This is a genomic window from Ruegeria sp. N10 (assembly GCF_056531545.1).
Genome location: NZ_JBQFLY010000002.1, coordinates 58171 through 74757 on the forward strand (window position 1 = coordinate 58171; position 16587 = coordinate 74757).

Sequence of the window (16587 nt, forward strand, 5' to 3'; positions counted from 1 at the left end):
ATGTGTGGAATTGTAGGTGTCTTGGGGCAGCATGAAGCGGCTCCTATACTGGTAGAAGCCCTGAAACGGCTGGAATATCGCGGCTATGACAGCGCCGGGATTGCAACCGTTAATGACGGTGTCCTGGGTCGTCGGCGTGCGGTCGGCAAACTGGTCAACCTCAGCGATTTGTTGGTGCATGATCCGCTGCCCGGTAAATCCGGCATTGGTCACACCCGATGGGCCACACATGGTGCGCCTTCCGTCAACAACGCGCATCCCCACAAGGCGGGCCCGGTGGCCGTGGTTCACAACGGAATTGTCGAAAACTACCGCGACCTGAGGGCGGAACTGGCCAAACACGGTGTCGCCTTCAAGACCGAAACCGACACTGAAACCGTCGCGCTGATGACGGAACATCACCTCAACACAGGCATGTCCCCTGTCGAGGCCGCTTTCAAGACCATCGACAAGTTGGAAGGTGCCTTCGCCCTTGCATTCCTGTTCGATGGTGAGGACGACCTGATTGTAGCGGCCCGCAAAGGATCACCCCTGGCCATCGGCCACGGAGATGGTGAAATGTATGTGGGCTCGGACGCCATTGCCCTTGCGCCGCTGACCAACCAGATCACTTATCTTGAGGAAGGCGACCGCGCAGTTCTGACCCGAACATCGCTGGAAATCCGCAACGAAGCCGGTGAACTGGCCAACCGGGAAAAGCGCAAGATCAAGCTGGATCATGCGCGCGCCGACAAGGGCGAGCACAAGCATTTCATGGCCAAGGAAATCACTGAGCAGCCTATCGTCGTGGCCGAGGCCATCCGATCCTACCTGCCCACGGGCGGTGATCGAGTGGTGTTCCCCAACGCCGAGCTGGATTTCAGCAAGCTGGACCGCCTGACCATGGTCGCCTGCGGCACCGCGTTTTACGCCTGCCTGACCGCGAAATACTGGTTCGAACAACTGGCCAAGATGCCGGTCGAGGTCGATATCGCCAGCGAGTTTCGCTATCGCGAACCTCCGATCACGGCTCGCACACTGGCGCTGTTTGTCAGCCAGTCAGGAGAAACCGCCGACACCCTGGCCGCGCTGCGCTATTGCGAGGGCAAGGCGGACAAGATCGTTTCTGTCGTCAATGTCCCTGAAAGTTCGATTGCTCGGGAAAGCGATATCGCCCTGCCGATCCATGCTGGCGTTGAAATCGGTGTGGCTTCGACCAAGGCCTTCACCTGTCAACTAAGCGTTTTGCTGATGCTCGCGCTCAAGGCGGCGACAGATCGCGGCACCCTGACGGATGAGGAAATCGCCGATCATGCCGCTGCGCTGCGCGGATTGCCGACCGTGCTGAACACGGCACTGGATCAGAACCGGGCGATCCGCAAAGCAGCCCAACGCCTGTCCGAGGCGCGCGACGTTCTGTTCTTGGGCCGTGGCCTGATGTATCCGCTGGCAATGGAAGGGGCGCTGAAGCTCAAGGAAATCAGCTACATCCACGCCGAAGGGTATGCATCGGGCGAGTTGAAACACGGACCTATCGCCTTGATCGACAAGCATATGCCTGTTGTCGTCATGGCGCCCCGTGACACGGTGTTCGACAAGACCGTGTCAAACATGCAGGAAGTGATGGCGCGCAAGGGCAAAGTGATCCTTGTGTCTGATGATGATGGAATTGACGAGGCCGGAGACGGAGTCTGGAGCACGATCCGGATGCCGCATGTTCACACCAGTCTTGCGCCGATCCTTTATTCGGTTCCCGCACAGTTGCTGGCCTATCACACAGCTGTAGCCAAAGGGACGGATGTAGACCAGCCGCGCAATCTGGCAAAATCAGTGACGGTAGAGTGACCCATGTCCAAACAGTTTCCCCGGCTTGATGACGCGCATCAAAAGTTCATCGAAGATCAGCATATGTTCTTCGTCGGCACCGCCGGGACCGAGGGAAAGGTCAATATCTCGCCCAAAGGTATGGACTCGCTGCGGGTGCTGGGGCCAAACCGCATCGTCTGGATGAACCTGACTGGCAGCGGCAACGAGACGGCGGGGCATCTGATGCAGGTCAACAGGATGACACTGATGTGGTGCTCCTTCACCACGCGCCCACTGATCCTGCGCACATATGGCACAGCCCGCACTCTGCACGTCAGAGATGAGGGCTGGGATGAACTGGCCAATCTTTTCCCCAACCACCGCAGCGCGCGACAGATCTATGACCAGTCGATCGAAATGGTTCAGACCTCTTGCGGGTATGCAGTGCCGTTCATGGAATTCAAGTCCGACCGCGACACGATGCAGAAATGGGTCGATGGCAAGACGGACGGCGACATCCGGTCTTATTGGGCCGAAAAGAACAGCCAGACGATAGACGGCGAACCAACAGGCGTTCCGGTCTGACCCCGATGCTGACCACTTTTCTTGATCAGATCAATGCCCATGCCGACCCCGAACGTGCGGGTCAGATGGCCAGTTATCACAAGGCGGATCGCGTCTATCTTGGCGTCGCCAACCCGGTTCTCAACGATCTGACCAAAGCATGGCGGCAAGAGCTGGATGTGAATAAACGCGTCGCGCTGGCCAAGGCGCTGTGGCAAACCGATATCCACGAAGCGCGCCTTGCCGCGGCCAAGCTTCTGACCCAGGCCCGCATCCGGCCCGACGATCAGGTTTGGGACCTGCTTCAAAGCTGGCTACCGGATTTTGACGCCTGGGCCGTCGCCGATCATGCCTGCATGGCGATGCAAAAACGACTGATGGCCGACCCCGAGAGACTGATTGTCGTCGAACAGTGGACTCAGTCCGATCACATGTGGACCCGGCGCGCGGCCCTTGTCGCAACACTGCCCTGGACCAAACAGAACCACCCCAAGCCCGAAGACCTGCAACGTCGCGACTGTATCCTCGGCTGGGCCGCCGGATATGTCCCTGACCGCGACTGGTTTATTCAGAAATCAATCGCCTGGTGGCTCCGGGAACTGTCCAAACCCGACCCCGAACGTGTGATCGCGTTTCTGGACAAACACGGTGATGCCATGAAACCGTTCGCCCGACGCGAAGCAGCCAAATACCTGAAAAGTCAGTCGGCATAGACCGCGACTTCGACCAGTTCGTCTAATGGCACCAGAAGGGCCCGCATGGCATCCAGCGACAAGCGGCTGCCGCTACTTTCCGGGCCTGCGGCAGGAACCAGGGTGATATAGGCCTGCGCGCCGGTTCTGGGCACAACAACTCGCGCCGTTACCTCGCTATCGACCAGCGGCGTCTGCATCCAGCGCCCTGGTGTGGTCGGATCACCAAGCCCGGCAATGGTTGTTTTGGCCCCGACCCAACTGGGGCGTGCCGCAACCGGCTCGGGCTGAAGAACCTCCTCAGCGACAACTGGCGCAGTTTCAACGTCCGATACGGCCGCAGCCGCCTCATCCCCCGACCCGAACACACGTTCCGTCGTTGCCCGGACAGAATCGCACCCGGTCAAAACAACGCATAGAAAAACAAATACCTTTTTCATGCCCGGAAACTACAACCCCATGCGGGTGTGATCCAGTGCAAAGCGCAGTTCGCACTTGTCGCAGGCTGGTTACAGCTTTACCTATGTCGCATGTCCGCTCCGCTCATCGACCCGTTTGCTCGCGCCATCACGTATCTCCGCGTCTCCGTTACGGACCGCTGTGATTTTCGCTGTGTCTACTGCATGTCCGAAAACATGACTTTTCTGCCCAAGAAAGACCTTCTTACGCTGGAAGAGCTGGATCGCATGTGCTCGACCTTTGTGAGAATGGGCGTCGAGAAACTGCGCATTACCGGCGGTGAGCCATTGGTTCGTCGCAATATCATGACCTTCTTCAACGCCATGACCCGCCACTTGGAAAGCGGTGCGTTGAAAGAGCTGACGCTCACGACAAACGGTTCGCAGTTGCATCGCTTTGCCGAAGATCTTTATGCCGCCGGTGTGCGCCGTGTGAATGTTTCCCTGGATACGCTGGATGACGACAAATTTGCAAAAGTCACGCGCTGGGGCCGCCTCAAACAGGTACTGAACGGCATCGACGCGGCGCAAAAGGCCGGGCTGCGGATCAAGATCAATGCTGTTGCGCTCAAGGGATTCAACGAACCCGAACTGCCGAAGATCACCGAATGGTGCGCCGAGCGCGACATGGACCTGACCTGGATCGAGGTCATGCCGATGGGCGATATCGGCAACGAGGATCGACTGGATCAATACTGGTCTCTCAAGGATGTGCGCAAAGAGTACGAAAACCATTACACGATCACTGATCTGGCCGAACGCACAGGCGGACCGGCCCGCTATATCAGGCTGGAAGAAACCGGTCAGAAGATCGGCTTCATCACGCCCCTGTCCCACAATTTCTGCGAAAGCTGCAACCGCGTACGCCTGACCTGCACCGGCGAGCTTTATATGTGTCTGGGGCAGGAGGACATGGCGGATCTGCGGGGCGCATTGCGGGATCACCCCGATACCGAACAGCCGCTTGAAGATGCCATCCGTGCGGCGATTAACCTGAAGCCAAAAGGTCATGACTTCGACTATTCTCGCCAGTCCGTTGATGGTCGGATGAGCCGCCATATGAGCCATACAGGCGGCTGATATATGCCGGATCACCAAGACCGCCCCACAGCACTGTACCACCTGTACTGCGCCCTGATTTCTCTGGCCGCACCTCTGGTCTGGAGAACCGTCCGAAAGAAACTTGAGGCTGCCGGTGTACCAGCCAATCGCCAACAGGAGCGTCTTGGCCATGCCAGTATGCCCCGCCCCGCAGGGCAGTTGATCTGGTTCCACGCCGCCAGTGTCGGCGAAAGCCTGTCAGTCCTCACTCTGATCAATCGGCTGGCCGACCGCCTTCCCAAAACCGAGTTTCTGATCACCTCAGGAACGCCAACCTCAGCGGCCCTGATCGAAAAGCGACTGCCGCCTCGCACCCGACACCAGTACCCACCGCTTGACACAGCCGGCCCGGTTCAACGCTTTCTGGACCATTGGCAACCCGATGCCGGGATCTTCGTCGAAAGCGAGATCTGGCCGCGGCTGATTGTCGAAAGCGCGGGGCGCGACATTCCGCTGGCTCTGCTGAATGCTCGATTGTCGGACAAATCTGTCGCCGGATGGAAGAAGCGCCCTAAAACAGCAAGGTTTGTCCTGAATAAATTTCGCCTGCTCTTAACGCAAAACAACAAAACAGCAGCCAACCTGATTGCCATGGGTGCCCCAGCCCAACGGGTGCAGCCCGGCACCAACCTCAAGGCCATGTCCGATCCTCTACCTGTGGACCAGAGCACGCTGGACGACATTCGTGCGCAAATAGCCGCCAGACCTGTCTGGATCGCCAGTTCCACCCATGCCGGAGAAGAGGACAGCGTTCTGACAGCCCACAAGGCGTTATTGCAACATTGGCCCGACCTTCTGCTGCTACTGATCCCACGCCACCCCGAACGACGCGGCGAGGTTGCAGAACTTCTGAACAACGCCGGGCTCATGGCATCCTTCCGGTCAAAAAATGCACCGATCACAGATACGACGCACGTGTATGTTGCCGACACGCTGGGCGAAACCGGAACCTGGTACGCGCTTTGCCCGATCGTGTTCCTTGGGGGCTCACTGAAAGAGATTGGCGGACACAACCCGTTTGAACCGGCACAGGCTGGGGCCGCCGTGGTCACCGGCCCAGGGTATTTCAACTTCGCAGAAACGTTTGCCCCGCTGATCGACGCCAAGGGCGCTGTCGAGGTCCAAACATCCACTGACCTCTCTGAGGCCGTTTCACATTGGCTGTCGGATCAAAATGCCCTTCAAGCCGCCAGAACGGCTGCACAATCCTGCGTCAATACGCAGTCGACCGCCTTGGATGCCGTCGTCGAAACCCTCTGCACGGTGCTTGATCTGCAAGCAAAGGATCCCGCTTCATCTGGCTAAAAATATCCCCGGGGTTGTGGGGGCAGAGCCCCTTCCCTCACCATCAGGCGGCTGGCATCCGCTGTTCAACAATCTCTGCCCACCAGCTGCATCCGGCCGGAATGGCTTCGTCGTTGAAATTGTATTCCGGGTGATGAACCATTGCGGTGTCACCGTTGCCCACAAGAATATAGGCGCCTGGGCGCTCTTCCAGCATGAAGGCAAAATCTTCGCCCCCCATGACCAACGGTGCCTCGTCGCAATCACCGGACACCGACCGGGCCACATCCGCCGCAAACTCTGTTTGCTCGTCGCTGTTCACCATTACCGGGTACCCGCGAATGTAAGTCACGTCAGCGGTGCCGCCAAACGTGGCCGCTACACCGTTGCAAATCTCGTTGATCCGCTTTTCAGCCAGATCCCGCATGCCCTTGCTCATTGTGCGCACGGTGCCTTTGATCTGCACGGTCTGAGGGATCACATTGAATGCCTTGGATGACGTCTCGAACGACGTCACAGACACCACGACCTGGTCTATTGGGTCGGCATTGCGCGAAGAAATCGTTTGCAACGTAAGGACTGCCTGTGCTGCCAGAACTGTAGTATCCACAGTCTCATGCGGCTTGGCGGCATGTCCGCCGCGACCCTCAAAGGTGACATCGAACTGATCAGTTGCCGCAAAGAACGAACCCGGCCGGATTGCGAACTTGCCAACAGGCTGCCCCGGCCAATTATGCATGCCGTAGACTTCCTGAATGTTCCAGCGGTCCATCATTCCGTCTTCGCACATTTCGCGGCCCCCGCCGCCACCTTCCTCAGCAGGTTGGAAGATCACGACAACAGTGCCGTCAAAGTTGCGGGTTTCCGACAGGTACTTTGCCGCCCCCAGCAACATCGCGGTGTGCCCGTCATGGCCACAAGCATGCATCGCACCCGGCGTTTTCGAGGCATAGTCCAACCCCGTTGCCTCATGTATCGGCAAAGCATCCATATCTGCGCGCAGGCCGATCACCTTTCCCTTGCTGTCCGACTTGCCTTTGATCACCCCGACAACACCGGTACGTCCGATACCGGTCACAACCTCATCGCAGCCGAACTCCTTCAGCTTCTCGGCCACCTTCGCGCTGGTGCGGTGGGTTTCGAACAGGATCTCGGGATTTTCGTGCAGATCCCTTCGCCATTCCGTGATTTCATTCTGCAATTCGGCAAAGCGGTTCTTGACTGGCATGTCTTTTCTCTCTCCTGATTCAGGTCAAGCCGCTGGCATCCGGCGCTCGACCATTTCCGCAAACCACGAGCACCCAATGGGGATGATCTCGTCATTGAAATTGTATTCGGGGTGGTGCAGCCCAGCACTGTCACCGTTGCCCAAAACGATGAATGCCCCGGGCCTCTCTTCCAGCATGAACGAGAAATCCTCGCCCCCCATCACCATCGGCGCTTCAATGCAACTGCCCCCAACCGACACCGCGGCCTCTGCTGCATATCCCGTCTGAGCTTCGGCATTGATCGTCACCGGAACACCGCGTTTATAGGTGACGTTCACAGACCCGCCAAATGTTGCAGAGATCCCTTCCGAGACTTCCTTCAGCCGTTGTTCGATCAGGTCGCGCAACTCGTTGGAATGGGTCCGAACAGTGCCGCGGATCCGTGCTGATTGCGGGATCACGTTGAACGCTTTCGAGGACGTCTCGACCGAGGTCACAGACAGCACGGCCTGCAAAATCGGATTCGCATTGCGCGACACAATCGTCTGCAACGCCACGATCAGCTGCGACAGCATCACCGTTGTATCAATCGTCTGATGAGGTTTTGCCGCGTGGCCGCCGCGCCCTTCAAGATGGATGTCAAACTCATCCGCTGCCGCCAGCAACGGCCCCGAACGAATGGCAAACTGCCCGGCAGGAATACCCGGCACATTGTGCATCGCATAGACTTCCTGAATGCCGAACCGATCCATCAGACCGTCCTTGCACATGGCCTCGGCACCATTTCCACCCTCTTCGGCAGGCTGAAAGATCACGATTGCCGTGCCATCAAAATTGCGGGTTTCCGCCAGATACTTGGCGGCCCCCAAAACCATCGCTGTATGGCCGTCATGACCACAGGCATGCATCGCATTCGGTATTTCCGAGGCATAGTCCAACCCGGTCTGTTCCTGCATCGGCAGGGCGTCCATATCGGCGCGCAGGCCAATCACACGGCCCCGTGTGTCGCTTTTGCCGCGAATGACACCAACGACTCCGGTGCGACCGATGCCAGTCACGACCTCGTCGCAACCAAACTCGTTCAGCTTTTCCGCAACCAGCGCACTGGTGCGGTGAGTGTCGTACAGAATTTCCGGGTGTTGGTGAATGTCACGCCGCCAACCGGTGATCTCATTATGCATCTCTGCGAGACGGTTCTTGATCGGCATGTCATTCTCCCTGTTTCATACGACAGGCAATCGTCGTTCCACAAGCTCGGCAAACCAGCTGCAACCGGCGGGGATCGCGTCGTCGTCAAAGTTGTATTGCGGGTGGTGGCACATGGCCGTATCCCCGTTCCCGATAAAGATGTACGCGCCGGGGCGTTCTTCAAGCATATAGGCAAAATCTTCGGACGGCATGATAGGGTCCGTGCTGTCGTTGACCTTGCCCGCAACCGCAGCTGCCGCCTCGGCCGCATAGCCCGTTTCGGCCTCGGAATTCACTGTCACCGGATATCCGGGTGTCCAGATAACCTCCGCCTTCGCGCCAAAGGCCGAGGCTGTATCCTCGGCAATCCGGCGCACGCGTTCTTCGGTGATTGTACGATACTCGGGGTCAAGTGTCCGCACGGTTCCCTGCAAACGCACCGTATGAGCGATCACGTTCGACGCAACGCTATCCGTCACAAACGTCCCAACGGTAAGGACAACTCGCTTGATCGGGTCAACGGTCCGGGACACCACCGATTGCAAGGCAACAACGATATGCGAGGCTACCAGAGTTGTATCCACCGCCTCGTGCGGTGCAGCGGCGTGTCCGCCCTTGCCAGTGACCGTGATTTCAAACTCATCGGACGAGGCCAGCAACGCGCCGGGGCGAATTGCGAACTCGCCCACCGGAAGACCGGGCATATTGTGCATGCCATAGACCTCGTGAATGCCCCAGCGGTCCATCAGCCCGTCCTGACACATGGCCAGACCGCCGGCCCCGCCTTCTTCGGCGGGCTGGAAGATCAGAACCACAGTGCCATCGAAATTGCGCGTCTCGGAAAGGTACTGCGCGGCCCCAAGCAGCATCGAAGTGTGCCCGTCATGTCCGCAGGCGTGCATCTTGCCCGACACGGTCGAGGCATAGTCCAGCCCTGTCGCCTCTTCAATCGGAAGTGCATCCATGTCCGCCCTCAGGCCGATGACGCGCCCCTGCGTATCCGTGCGCCCTTTGATCACCCCGACAACACCTGTTTTGCCAATGCCCGGAGTGATCTCGTCCACTCGAAACTCTTTCAGACGGGCGGCAACAAAGGCCGCAGTTTCATGGACGTCATACATCAGCTCCGGATGGGCGTGCAGGTGGCGGCGCCATTCGGTAATCTCGCCATGCATTTCCGCAAGTCTGTTTTTTACGGGCATCTCAAGACCTCCCTTTCAACCGCTGGCACCGTATTACACCGGGCTAGGCGCATAGTTTTTCAACCAATCGCTGCATGAATTTATGACCGGCTTCGAATTGTTCAATCGTAACGAACTCATTCGGCTGATGTGCCTGCGCTATGTCTCCGGGTCCACATATCACGGCAGAATACCCGGCCTCCTGAAACTGGCCTGCCTCGGTCCCGTAACTGACCACATGGCTTGCGTTGTCTCCGGTCAGGGCGCGTACCAGTGCTTCGGCTTCACCATCCTCTTCCGGGATCAACCCCGGAATCGCGAAGTTTTCAGTCAGTTCGATGCGGGTATCCGGGTGAACGGCCTGCATCTGAGCCTCAATGTGCCGAACCTGTTCGAAATAGGCATCTCGCCATTGGGCCTGCGTTTCGTCGGGCACGGTCCGAAAATCCATCATGAACCGGCAGTCTTTGGCAGTAATGTTGTGGGCCGTTCCGCCTTCAATCATACCGACATGGCAGGTTGTCCAGGGTGGATCGAATACGGCGGCAACGGCACTGGGTTGCGCCGCCAAGTTCCGCGCGTTCTGCTGGTTGGCCCAGTCGATCAATGGGGCCGCTGCCATGATGGCGTTGACGCCTGTGTGCATGATCGAGCTGTGAACTTCGAACCCGACGATATGGGTGTCAAAGCCGAAACCGCCCTTGTGACCCGTTACCGCCTGCATCATCGACGGCTCACCTACGATCACCGCCGAGCCTTTGGGCAAAATGCCCTGCATTGCCTCGATCATCGGCGGCGCTCCGGTACACCCGACTTCCTCATCAAAACTCAGCGCAAGTTGGAGCGGTCGCCTCACATTTGCGTAATGCGCCTCGACCAGCGTCCAGATGGCAAGCGCAACAAATCCCTTCATGTCACAGGTGCCGCGCCCGAAATATTTGCCGTCCTCCTCGGTCACGGTGAAGGGGTCGGTGTCCCAGGGTTGCCCGTCAACCGGTACTACATCCGTGTGCCCGGAAAGCACAACTGAGCCTTCTTCCAAAGGGCCGACATGCGCAAAGATCGCCGCCTTATGCGGCTGATTCGGATCAGGCCAGCGGTGCGACGTGATCCCATGGCTTTGCAGGTATTCGTCCACCCAGTCGACCAACGGCAGGTTGGTGTCACGACTCACGGTTGGAAATGAGATCAGCTTGGTCATGATCTCAAGCGGCGTCAGGCGCTTGCCCATCGGGTCAGTACCCACTGTCTGTGGTCAGGATAAAGTGACCCGGTTCAACCTCGTGATATTGAGAGGGTTCCGGTTTGAAATCGACAGGGTGGATCGGTGACGGGATCGGTTTGAAGTTCAGGTCTTTTTCCGTCTTTCGCTTGTTCGGGTCAGCAATTGGAACTGCCTTCATCAACGCCTGCGTATAGGGGTGTTGTGGGTTTTCAAACACACGCGCACGCGGGCCCAGTTCCACGATGCGACCCAGATACATAACGCCGACATAGTGGCTGACACGTTCAACCACGGCCATGTCATGGCTGATGAACAGATAAGACAGCCCCAAATCGGATTGCAGTTCCATCATCAAGTTCAGAACCTGTGCCTGAACCGACACGTCGAGGGCCGAGACCGCCTCATCCGCGATGATCAGCTTGGGGTTCAGGGCCAGTGCGCGGGCAATCGCGATCCGCTGACGCTGCCCACCGGACATTTCATGCGGGAAACGACGCATGAAGCTGCGCGGCAGCTGCACTTTGTCGAACAATTGTGCTACGCGGTCCTGCAACTCGGATCCCGACGCCACGCCATAGTTGCGCATCGGCTCGGCAACTTGATCGACCAATTGCATCTGTGGGTTCAGCGAGGCGAACGGGTCCTGAAAGATCATCTGCATATCCAGCCGCGCCTTGCGCAGGCCGGACGGGTCCAGCTTCATGATATCGACACCGTCCAGATTGACCTCGCCCGCCATCGGCTCGACCAGCCGCAGGATCGAACGGCCGGCCGAGGACTTGCCGCACCCGGATTCGCCCACAAGGCTGAGCGTTTGACCTTTGTTCAGTGTGAATGACACATCCTCGACCGCATGAACGTTCGAGATCGTGCGCCGCAGAAGACCACCTTTGACCGGAAACCGCGTGGTCAGGTTCTTTACCGTCAACAAAACTTCTTCGGTTCCGGGGATGGGTGCAATTTTCTGCCCCTCGACACCCAGCAACTTCATCGGTTCGGGCGCCGACTTACCCTGCATTTCACCCAGCTTCGGCACTGCGGCCAAAAGCGCCTTGGTGTAATCATGCTGCGGGTTTTCAAAGATTTCCCTGACGGTCCCCTCTTCGACCTTGTTGCCGCGATACATGACGACAACACGGTCAGCCATCTGCGCCACAACCGCCATGTCATGGGTGATGAACATTACCGCCGTACCGGTTTCGCGCTTGAGGCGATCCATCAGGGCCAGGATCTCGGCCTGAATAGTCACGTCAAGCGCCGTGGTGGGTTCATCCGCGATCAGCAAGCGGGGTTCGCAGGCCATCGCCATTGCGATGACGACACGTTGGCGCATCCCGCCCGACAGCTCATGCGGGTACTGTTTCAAACGACGCTCGGGCTCGGGGATACGAACCTGGCGCAGCAACTCAAGCGCACGGTCCTCGGCCTGTGACTTCGACATCTGCTTGTGGATGCGCAGACCTTCAGTCAACTGGCGACCAACGGTAAAAACTGGGTTCAGCGCCGTCATCGGCTCCTGAAAAATCATCCCGATCTCGTTGCCGCGAATCTGTTTCATCAGATCCGGATCGGCTTTGGACAGGTCCATCTCGCTCCCGTCGCGGCGGTCAAACAGAAGTTCACCACCCGCGATTTCGCCGCCTCCAAACTCGACCAGCCGCATCAGCGACAGCGACGACACCGATTTCCCCGAGCCCGATTCGCCAACGATACAAACGGTTTCACCCGGTTTGATCTCGAACGAGACATCCTCAACACCGACAACGGGGCCATCCTTCGTCTGAAACTCCACCCGCAGTTTTTTAATCTGTGCAATAGGCTGATCCAGCACGCGCGCGCTCCCTTGACGACGGTATTCTTTTTCTGAATTCCGAACGCTAAGGCGGGCCGCCGGGAAAAGTCAAACCCATTACACCTTTTCGCGACGGCACTACTTGCATTTTTCTCAGGTTCTGTTTCGATACGCCATGTAACCGACCTGGGGAGGCGGCGCAGACTGAAATCGTTAGCGCTATTATCTTTGTTGATCAAAACCTTACCTTGGGGCGGCAACGCCAAACCCGCAGGCCTTGCGGAGATAATCGAGACACGAACGTGTCCAACTTGGGAGTAACTTATGAAAATCAAAACCCTTTTGCTTGGTGCGATTGCAAGCACGGCGATGGCCCCTGTGGCTATGGCCGAGCGTGGATCGGACGGCAATGTCAGCATCATTTACTGGCAGGCCCCGTCGATCCTGAACCCGTATCTGTCCTCGGGCACAAAAGACATCGAATCGGCTTCGTTGGTGATTGAACCGCTCGGTCGCTATGACCAAGACGGGAACCTTGTAGCCTATCTCGCCGAGGATATCCCGACCGTGGAAAACGGTGGTGTTTCGTCGGATCTGAAATCGATCACGTGGAAGCTGAAATCCGGTTTGGTCTGGTCCGATGGATCGCCCGTGACGTCGGCCGACGTAAAGTTCACCGCGGATTATTGCATGCATCCGGAAGGTGGTTGCGCCCAGCTTGCCAAGTTTGAAGGCGTCGAAAGCGTCGAGGCAATCGACGATCTGACCATCAAGGTCAACTTTGCCGAACCAAAGCCGAACCCCTATGGCCCGTTCATGGGTGGTCAGTCGCCAATTATCCAGATGGCCCAGTTTCAGAACTGCATGGGCTCCAAGGCGCCTGAATGTACAGACCAGAACTTTGGCCCGATCGGAACCGGCCCGTTTGTTGTGGACGAATTCAAGCCAAACGACGTGATCACCATGTCGGCCAACCCGAATTATCGTGACCCAAACAAGCCCGCTTTTGCCACGCTGACCTTCAAAGGTGGCGGTGACGCAACGGCGGCTGGCCGTGCTGTGATGGAAACCGGCGAATTCGACTATGCGTGGAACCTGCAGCTGGCGCCTGAAGTCATCGAGCAGATGAAGGAAGGTGGTAAAGGTACTCCCATCGCCGCATTCGGGACCCTGGTTGAGCGGATCGAAATGAACATGACAGATCCGTCCCCCAGCCTGCCTGAAGGCGAACGTTCAACCGCCAAACATCCGCACCCAGCCTTGTCGGAACTGGCTGTTCGCAAGGCCCTGTCGATGGCAATCGACCGTGATCTTCTGGTTGAGATTGGCTACGGTCAAGCCGGTCGCCCGACCTGCAACCTGGTACCGGCCCCGGCATTGTACGCAAGCGACAACACCGAGTGTCTGACGCAGGACATTGACGGCGCGAACCAGATGCTGGATGAAGCCGGCTGGGTGAAAGGCGCTGACGGCGTCCGCGCCAAGGATGGTGTAAGACTGTCGCTGGTCTATCAAACCTCGACCAACGCTGTTCGTCAGGACTTCCAGGCGCTGATCAAGGAATGGTGGAGCCAAATCGGTGTTGAAACCGAGCTGCGCAACATCAACGCGTCGGTCTTTTTCGGCGGTGACCCGGGCAGCCCGGACACATTCCAGCGTTTCTATGCAGACGTTGAAATGTACGCCAACAACTTCGATGGCACCGATCCGGAAAGCTATCTTGCGCAGCACACCTGTGACAAGGCACCCAAGCCGGAAAGCCAGTGGCAGGGTGAGAACATCAACCGTTACTGTGACGCCGAGTATGACAAGCTGGTGGCCGAACTGGGCCGCACCGGTGAGCTTGAAAAGCGTGGCGAAATTGCACGTAAACTCAACGATATGCTGACCAAGGACAGCTATGTCGTGGTTCCGCTGGTTGATCGTGGACGGGTCTCTGCACATTCCAACACGTTGGGTGGCGTGATCCTGAACACTTGGGACAGCGAGCTTTGGAACGTTGCGGACTGGTACCGCAAAACCGGCTCCTAAGCGTTAAACCTGCCAAGCCGCGCCCCGATCTTCGGGGCGCGGTCATTTGCAGGCCGTTCCAACAAGAAGACGCATCAACAAAGGCGCCTTTGAATGCTCAACTTTACAATCAGACGACTGGTGTTGGCGGTGCCCACACTGCTGTTCATCAGCCTCGTCATCTTCCTGCTGCTCGAGCTTGCCCCTGGCGACCCGATGGCACAGGTTCCGCTCACCGTTCCCCCGGAAGTCAAAGAGAAGATGCGCGAGGCGCTTGGCCTCGGCCAGCCGATGCATATCCGGTTCTGGAAATGGATCGTGCAGTTCTTCTGGATAGAACCACAGGTATTGGTCGACTCTGTATTCGGTACAACCTTCTCCGAAGGCGACTTGCGTGTGATTTCGTGGCAGACCCGCTCACCGGTCATGGACATCGTCGTTCAGCGTATCCCGCAGACCCTGTGGGTTGTCGGCACCGCCTATGTGGTCGCCATCCTGATCGCGCTGCCCATCGGCATCTATTCGGCCTACCGCCAGTATTCGTGGTTCGACCAGATGGGCACATTCGTGTCGATGGTTGGCTTTTCCGTTCCACCCTTCTTCTCGGGTGTTCTGGTGATCGTCATATTCTCGGTCCAGCTGGGCTGGTTCCCGTCGATCTATGACACCACGCTGGTGGTCAACAGCTGGGACAGTTTCGTTGTGCAACTCAAACAGATGATCATGCCGGTCATGGTTCTGGCCTTGCAGATTACAGCGCAGCTCAGCCGGTTCATGCGCGCGTCCATGCTGGATAACCTCAATCAGGATTATGTTCGCACCGCCCGCGCCAAGGGTCTCAGCGAATATACCGTGGTCATGGTTCACGTTCTGCGAAACTCGATGATCCCGGTGGTCACCGTGATTGCGCTGGGTATTCCGTCCATCTTTGGTGGCGCCATCATCACCGAGCAGGTGTTCAAAGTGAATGGCATCGGTCAGCTGCTGATCGGAGCGATTCAGGCCAATGATCTGCCGATGGTGCAAACCCTGACCTTCATCTTTGCCGTACTGATCGTGCTGTTCAACCTGATCGCTGACGTACTTTACGGCATTCTGGACCCGAGGATTCGATATGACTGATCATGATCGTACCGATACACTGGTCCCGGACGAAGGATTTGCACCTGCCTCGACAGCCTTGCCAACGGCCGGCGTGATGGAAGAACTGGCCACCCCTCCCCGCAGCCAATGGCGCGATGTGTGGGATCAGTTCAAGACCCACAAAGGCGCAATGGTCGGTGCGATCCTGTTTATCATCATCGTCGCCGGTGTTTATTTGGGCCCGTATCTGTGGAGCATCGATCCAACCCAGATCGATATCCGGTCGCGCAATCAGGGCCCCAGTTGGGCGCATCCCTTTGGCACCGATCAATTGGGTCGCGACATTCTTGCGCGCATGATGTCGGGTGGTCAAACCTCAGTCTCGGTTGGCATAACCGCGATGTTGCTGGCGCTGTTTCTGGGATCGTTCATCGGCGTTCTGGCAGGATTCTTCAGACGGCTCGATGGGCCGCTGATGCGCCTGACCGACCTGTTTCTGGCCCTGCCCTTGCTGCCGTTGTTGCTGGTTATGATGCTTCTGTTCCGCGAGCCCCTGTCAGCGGCTTTTGGGCTGGAGCGCGGGATATTCATCCTGATCGTCTGCGCCATCGGCATCACCTCATGGATGCCGACTGCGCGGATCGTGCGCGGTGATGTGCTGGCCATCAAGGAACGTGAATTCGTTCTCGCCGCGCGCTCCATCGGCACCAGCAACAGCCAGATCATCACGCGGCATATCCTGCCGAACGTTCTTTCGCCAATCATGGTGTCGGCAACGCTGGGGATTGCCACAGCGATCATCACCGAAAGCGCGCTGTCCTTCCTTGGGTTGGGATTCCCGCCCGACTTCCCGACATGGGGCCGCCTGTTGTTTGATGGTGTCGACTATCTTCAGCAATACCCCGAGCGTGTATTCTGGCCCGGCCTTGCGATCTCGCTGACGGTGCTGAGCGTCAACTATCTGGGTGACGGGCTGCGCGACGCACTGGATCCCCGCATTCGCGGACGCTGAAACA

General features: G+C 57.9%; 14 protein-coding genes. 8 read left to right on the forward strand and 6 right to left on the reverse strand.

Annotation, left to right across the window (positions count from 1 at the left end; all coding sequences use genetic code 11):
- Genes glmS through ACR0JI_RS03645 form a run of 3 tightly spaced genes read left to right on the forward strand, consistent with a single transcriptional unit; the run spans position 1 to position 3062 of the window.
- A complete protein-coding gene (glmS, locus tag ACR0JI_RS03635; protein WP_480493834.1) occupies positions 1 to 1824 on the forward strand; it encodes a glutamine--fructose-6-phosphate transaminase (isomerizing) in 1824 nt (607 codons plus the stop codon).
- A gap of 3 nt (positions 1825 to 1827) precedes the next feature.
- On the forward strand, positions 1828 to 2370 hold the full coding sequence (locus tag ACR0JI_RS03640; RefSeq protein WP_480493833.1) for a pyridoxamine 5'-phosphate oxidase family protein: 543 nt from the start codon (positions 1828 to 1830) through the stop codon (positions 2368 to 2370).
- A 5-nt stretch (positions 2371 to 2375) separates the two neighbouring features.
- Entirely contained in the window at positions 2376 to 3062 is a 687-nt protein-coding gene (locus ACR0JI_RS03645; RefSeq protein ID WP_480476051.1) for a DNA alkylation repair protein, read from the forward strand.
- Here the strand turns inward: ACR0JI_RS03645 and ACR0JI_RS03650 are convergent.
- Positions 3050 to 3481, reverse strand: coding sequence for a hypothetical protein (locus tag ACR0JI_RS03650; RefSeq protein ID WP_480476049.1), 432 nt, complete (start codon positions 3479 to 3481; stop codon positions 3050 to 3052). The two genes, ACR0JI_RS03645 and ACR0JI_RS03650, sit on opposite strands and share 13 nt — an antisense overlap.
- A 90-nt stretch (positions 3482 to 3571) precedes the next feature.
- Between ACR0JI_RS03650 and moaA the strand changes: the two genes are divergently transcribed.
- Positions 3572 to 4579, forward strand: coding sequence for a GTP 3',8-cyclase MoaA (moaA, locus tag ACR0JI_RS03655; protein WP_480476047.1), 1008 nt, complete (start codon positions 3572 to 3574; stop codon positions 4577 to 4579).
- A gap of 3 nt (positions 4580 to 4582) precedes the next feature.
- The gene (locus tag ACR0JI_RS03660) at positions 4583 to 5905 is read left to right on the forward strand and encodes a 3-deoxy-D-manno-octulosonic acid transferase (protein WP_480476045.1); all 1323 of its coding nucleotides are present in this window, start codon (positions 4583 to 4585) and stop codon (positions 5903 to 5905) included.
- Positions 5906 to 5948: 43 nt separating this feature from the next.
- Here the strand turns inward: ACR0JI_RS03660 and ACR0JI_RS03665 are convergent, their stop codons facing one another.
- From ACR0JI_RS03665 to ACR0JI_RS03685, 5 genes are read right to left on the reverse strand one after another with little or no spacing between them, the layout of a single operon-like run.
- Positions 5949 to 7112 (reverse strand): M20 aminoacylase family protein, encoded by a 1164-nt coding sequence (locus ACR0JI_RS03665; protein ID WP_480476043.1) that lies wholly within the window; start codon positions 7110 to 7112, stop codon positions 5949 to 5951.
- A 24-nt stretch (positions 7113 to 7136) separates the two neighbouring features.
- Positions 7137 to 8300, reverse strand: a complete 1164-nt coding sequence (locus ACR0JI_RS03670; protein ID WP_480493832.1) for a M20 aminoacylase family protein — start codon at positions 8298 to 8300, stop codon at positions 7137 to 7139.
- Between the two features lie 15 nt (positions 8301 to 8315).
- Entirely contained in the window at positions 8316 to 9482 is a 1167-nt protein-coding gene (locus tag ACR0JI_RS03675) for a M20 aminoacylase family protein (RefSeq protein ID WP_480493831.1), read from the reverse strand.
- Positions 9483 to 9525: 43 nt separating this feature from the next.
- A complete protein-coding gene (gene argE, locus ACR0JI_RS03680; protein WP_480493858.1) occupies positions 9526 to 10692 on the reverse strand; it encodes an acetylornithine deacetylase in 1167 nt (388 codons plus the stop codon).
- Between the two features lie 4 nt (positions 10693 to 10696).
- A complete protein-coding gene (locus tag ACR0JI_RS03685; protein WP_480493830.1) occupies positions 10697 to 12517 on the reverse strand; it encodes an ABC transporter ATP-binding protein in 1821 nt (606 codons plus the stop codon).
- A 285-nt stretch (positions 12518 to 12802) separates the two neighbouring features.
- Between ACR0JI_RS03685 and ACR0JI_RS03690 the strand changes: the two genes are divergently transcribed.
- The 3 genes from ACR0JI_RS03690 to ACR0JI_RS03700 all read left to right on the forward strand — a co-directional run bounded on the left by ACR0JI_RS03690 (position 12803) and on the right by ACR0JI_RS03700 (position 16583).
- Positions 12803 to 14509 carry a peptide ABC transporter substrate-binding protein gene (locus tag ACR0JI_RS03690; protein WP_209504479.1) on the forward strand — a complete coding sequence of 569 codons (1707 nt, stop codon included), beginning with the start codon at positions 12803 to 12805 and terminating at the stop codon, positions 14507 to 14509.
- 93 nt (positions 14510 to 14602) lie between these two features.
- Entirely contained in the window at positions 14603 to 15610 is a 1008-nt protein-coding gene (locus ACR0JI_RS03695; RefSeq protein WP_209504480.1) for an ABC transporter permease, read from the forward strand.
- Complete coding sequence (locus ACR0JI_RS03700) at positions 15603 to 16583, forward strand: ABC transporter permease (RefSeq protein WP_480476031.1); 981 nt, start codon at positions 15603 to 15605, stop codon at positions 16581 to 16583. The genes ACR0JI_RS03695 and ACR0JI_RS03700 overlap by 8 nt, the downstream gene beginning before the upstream one ends.
- Positions 16584 to 16587 lie beyond the last annotated feature (4 nt).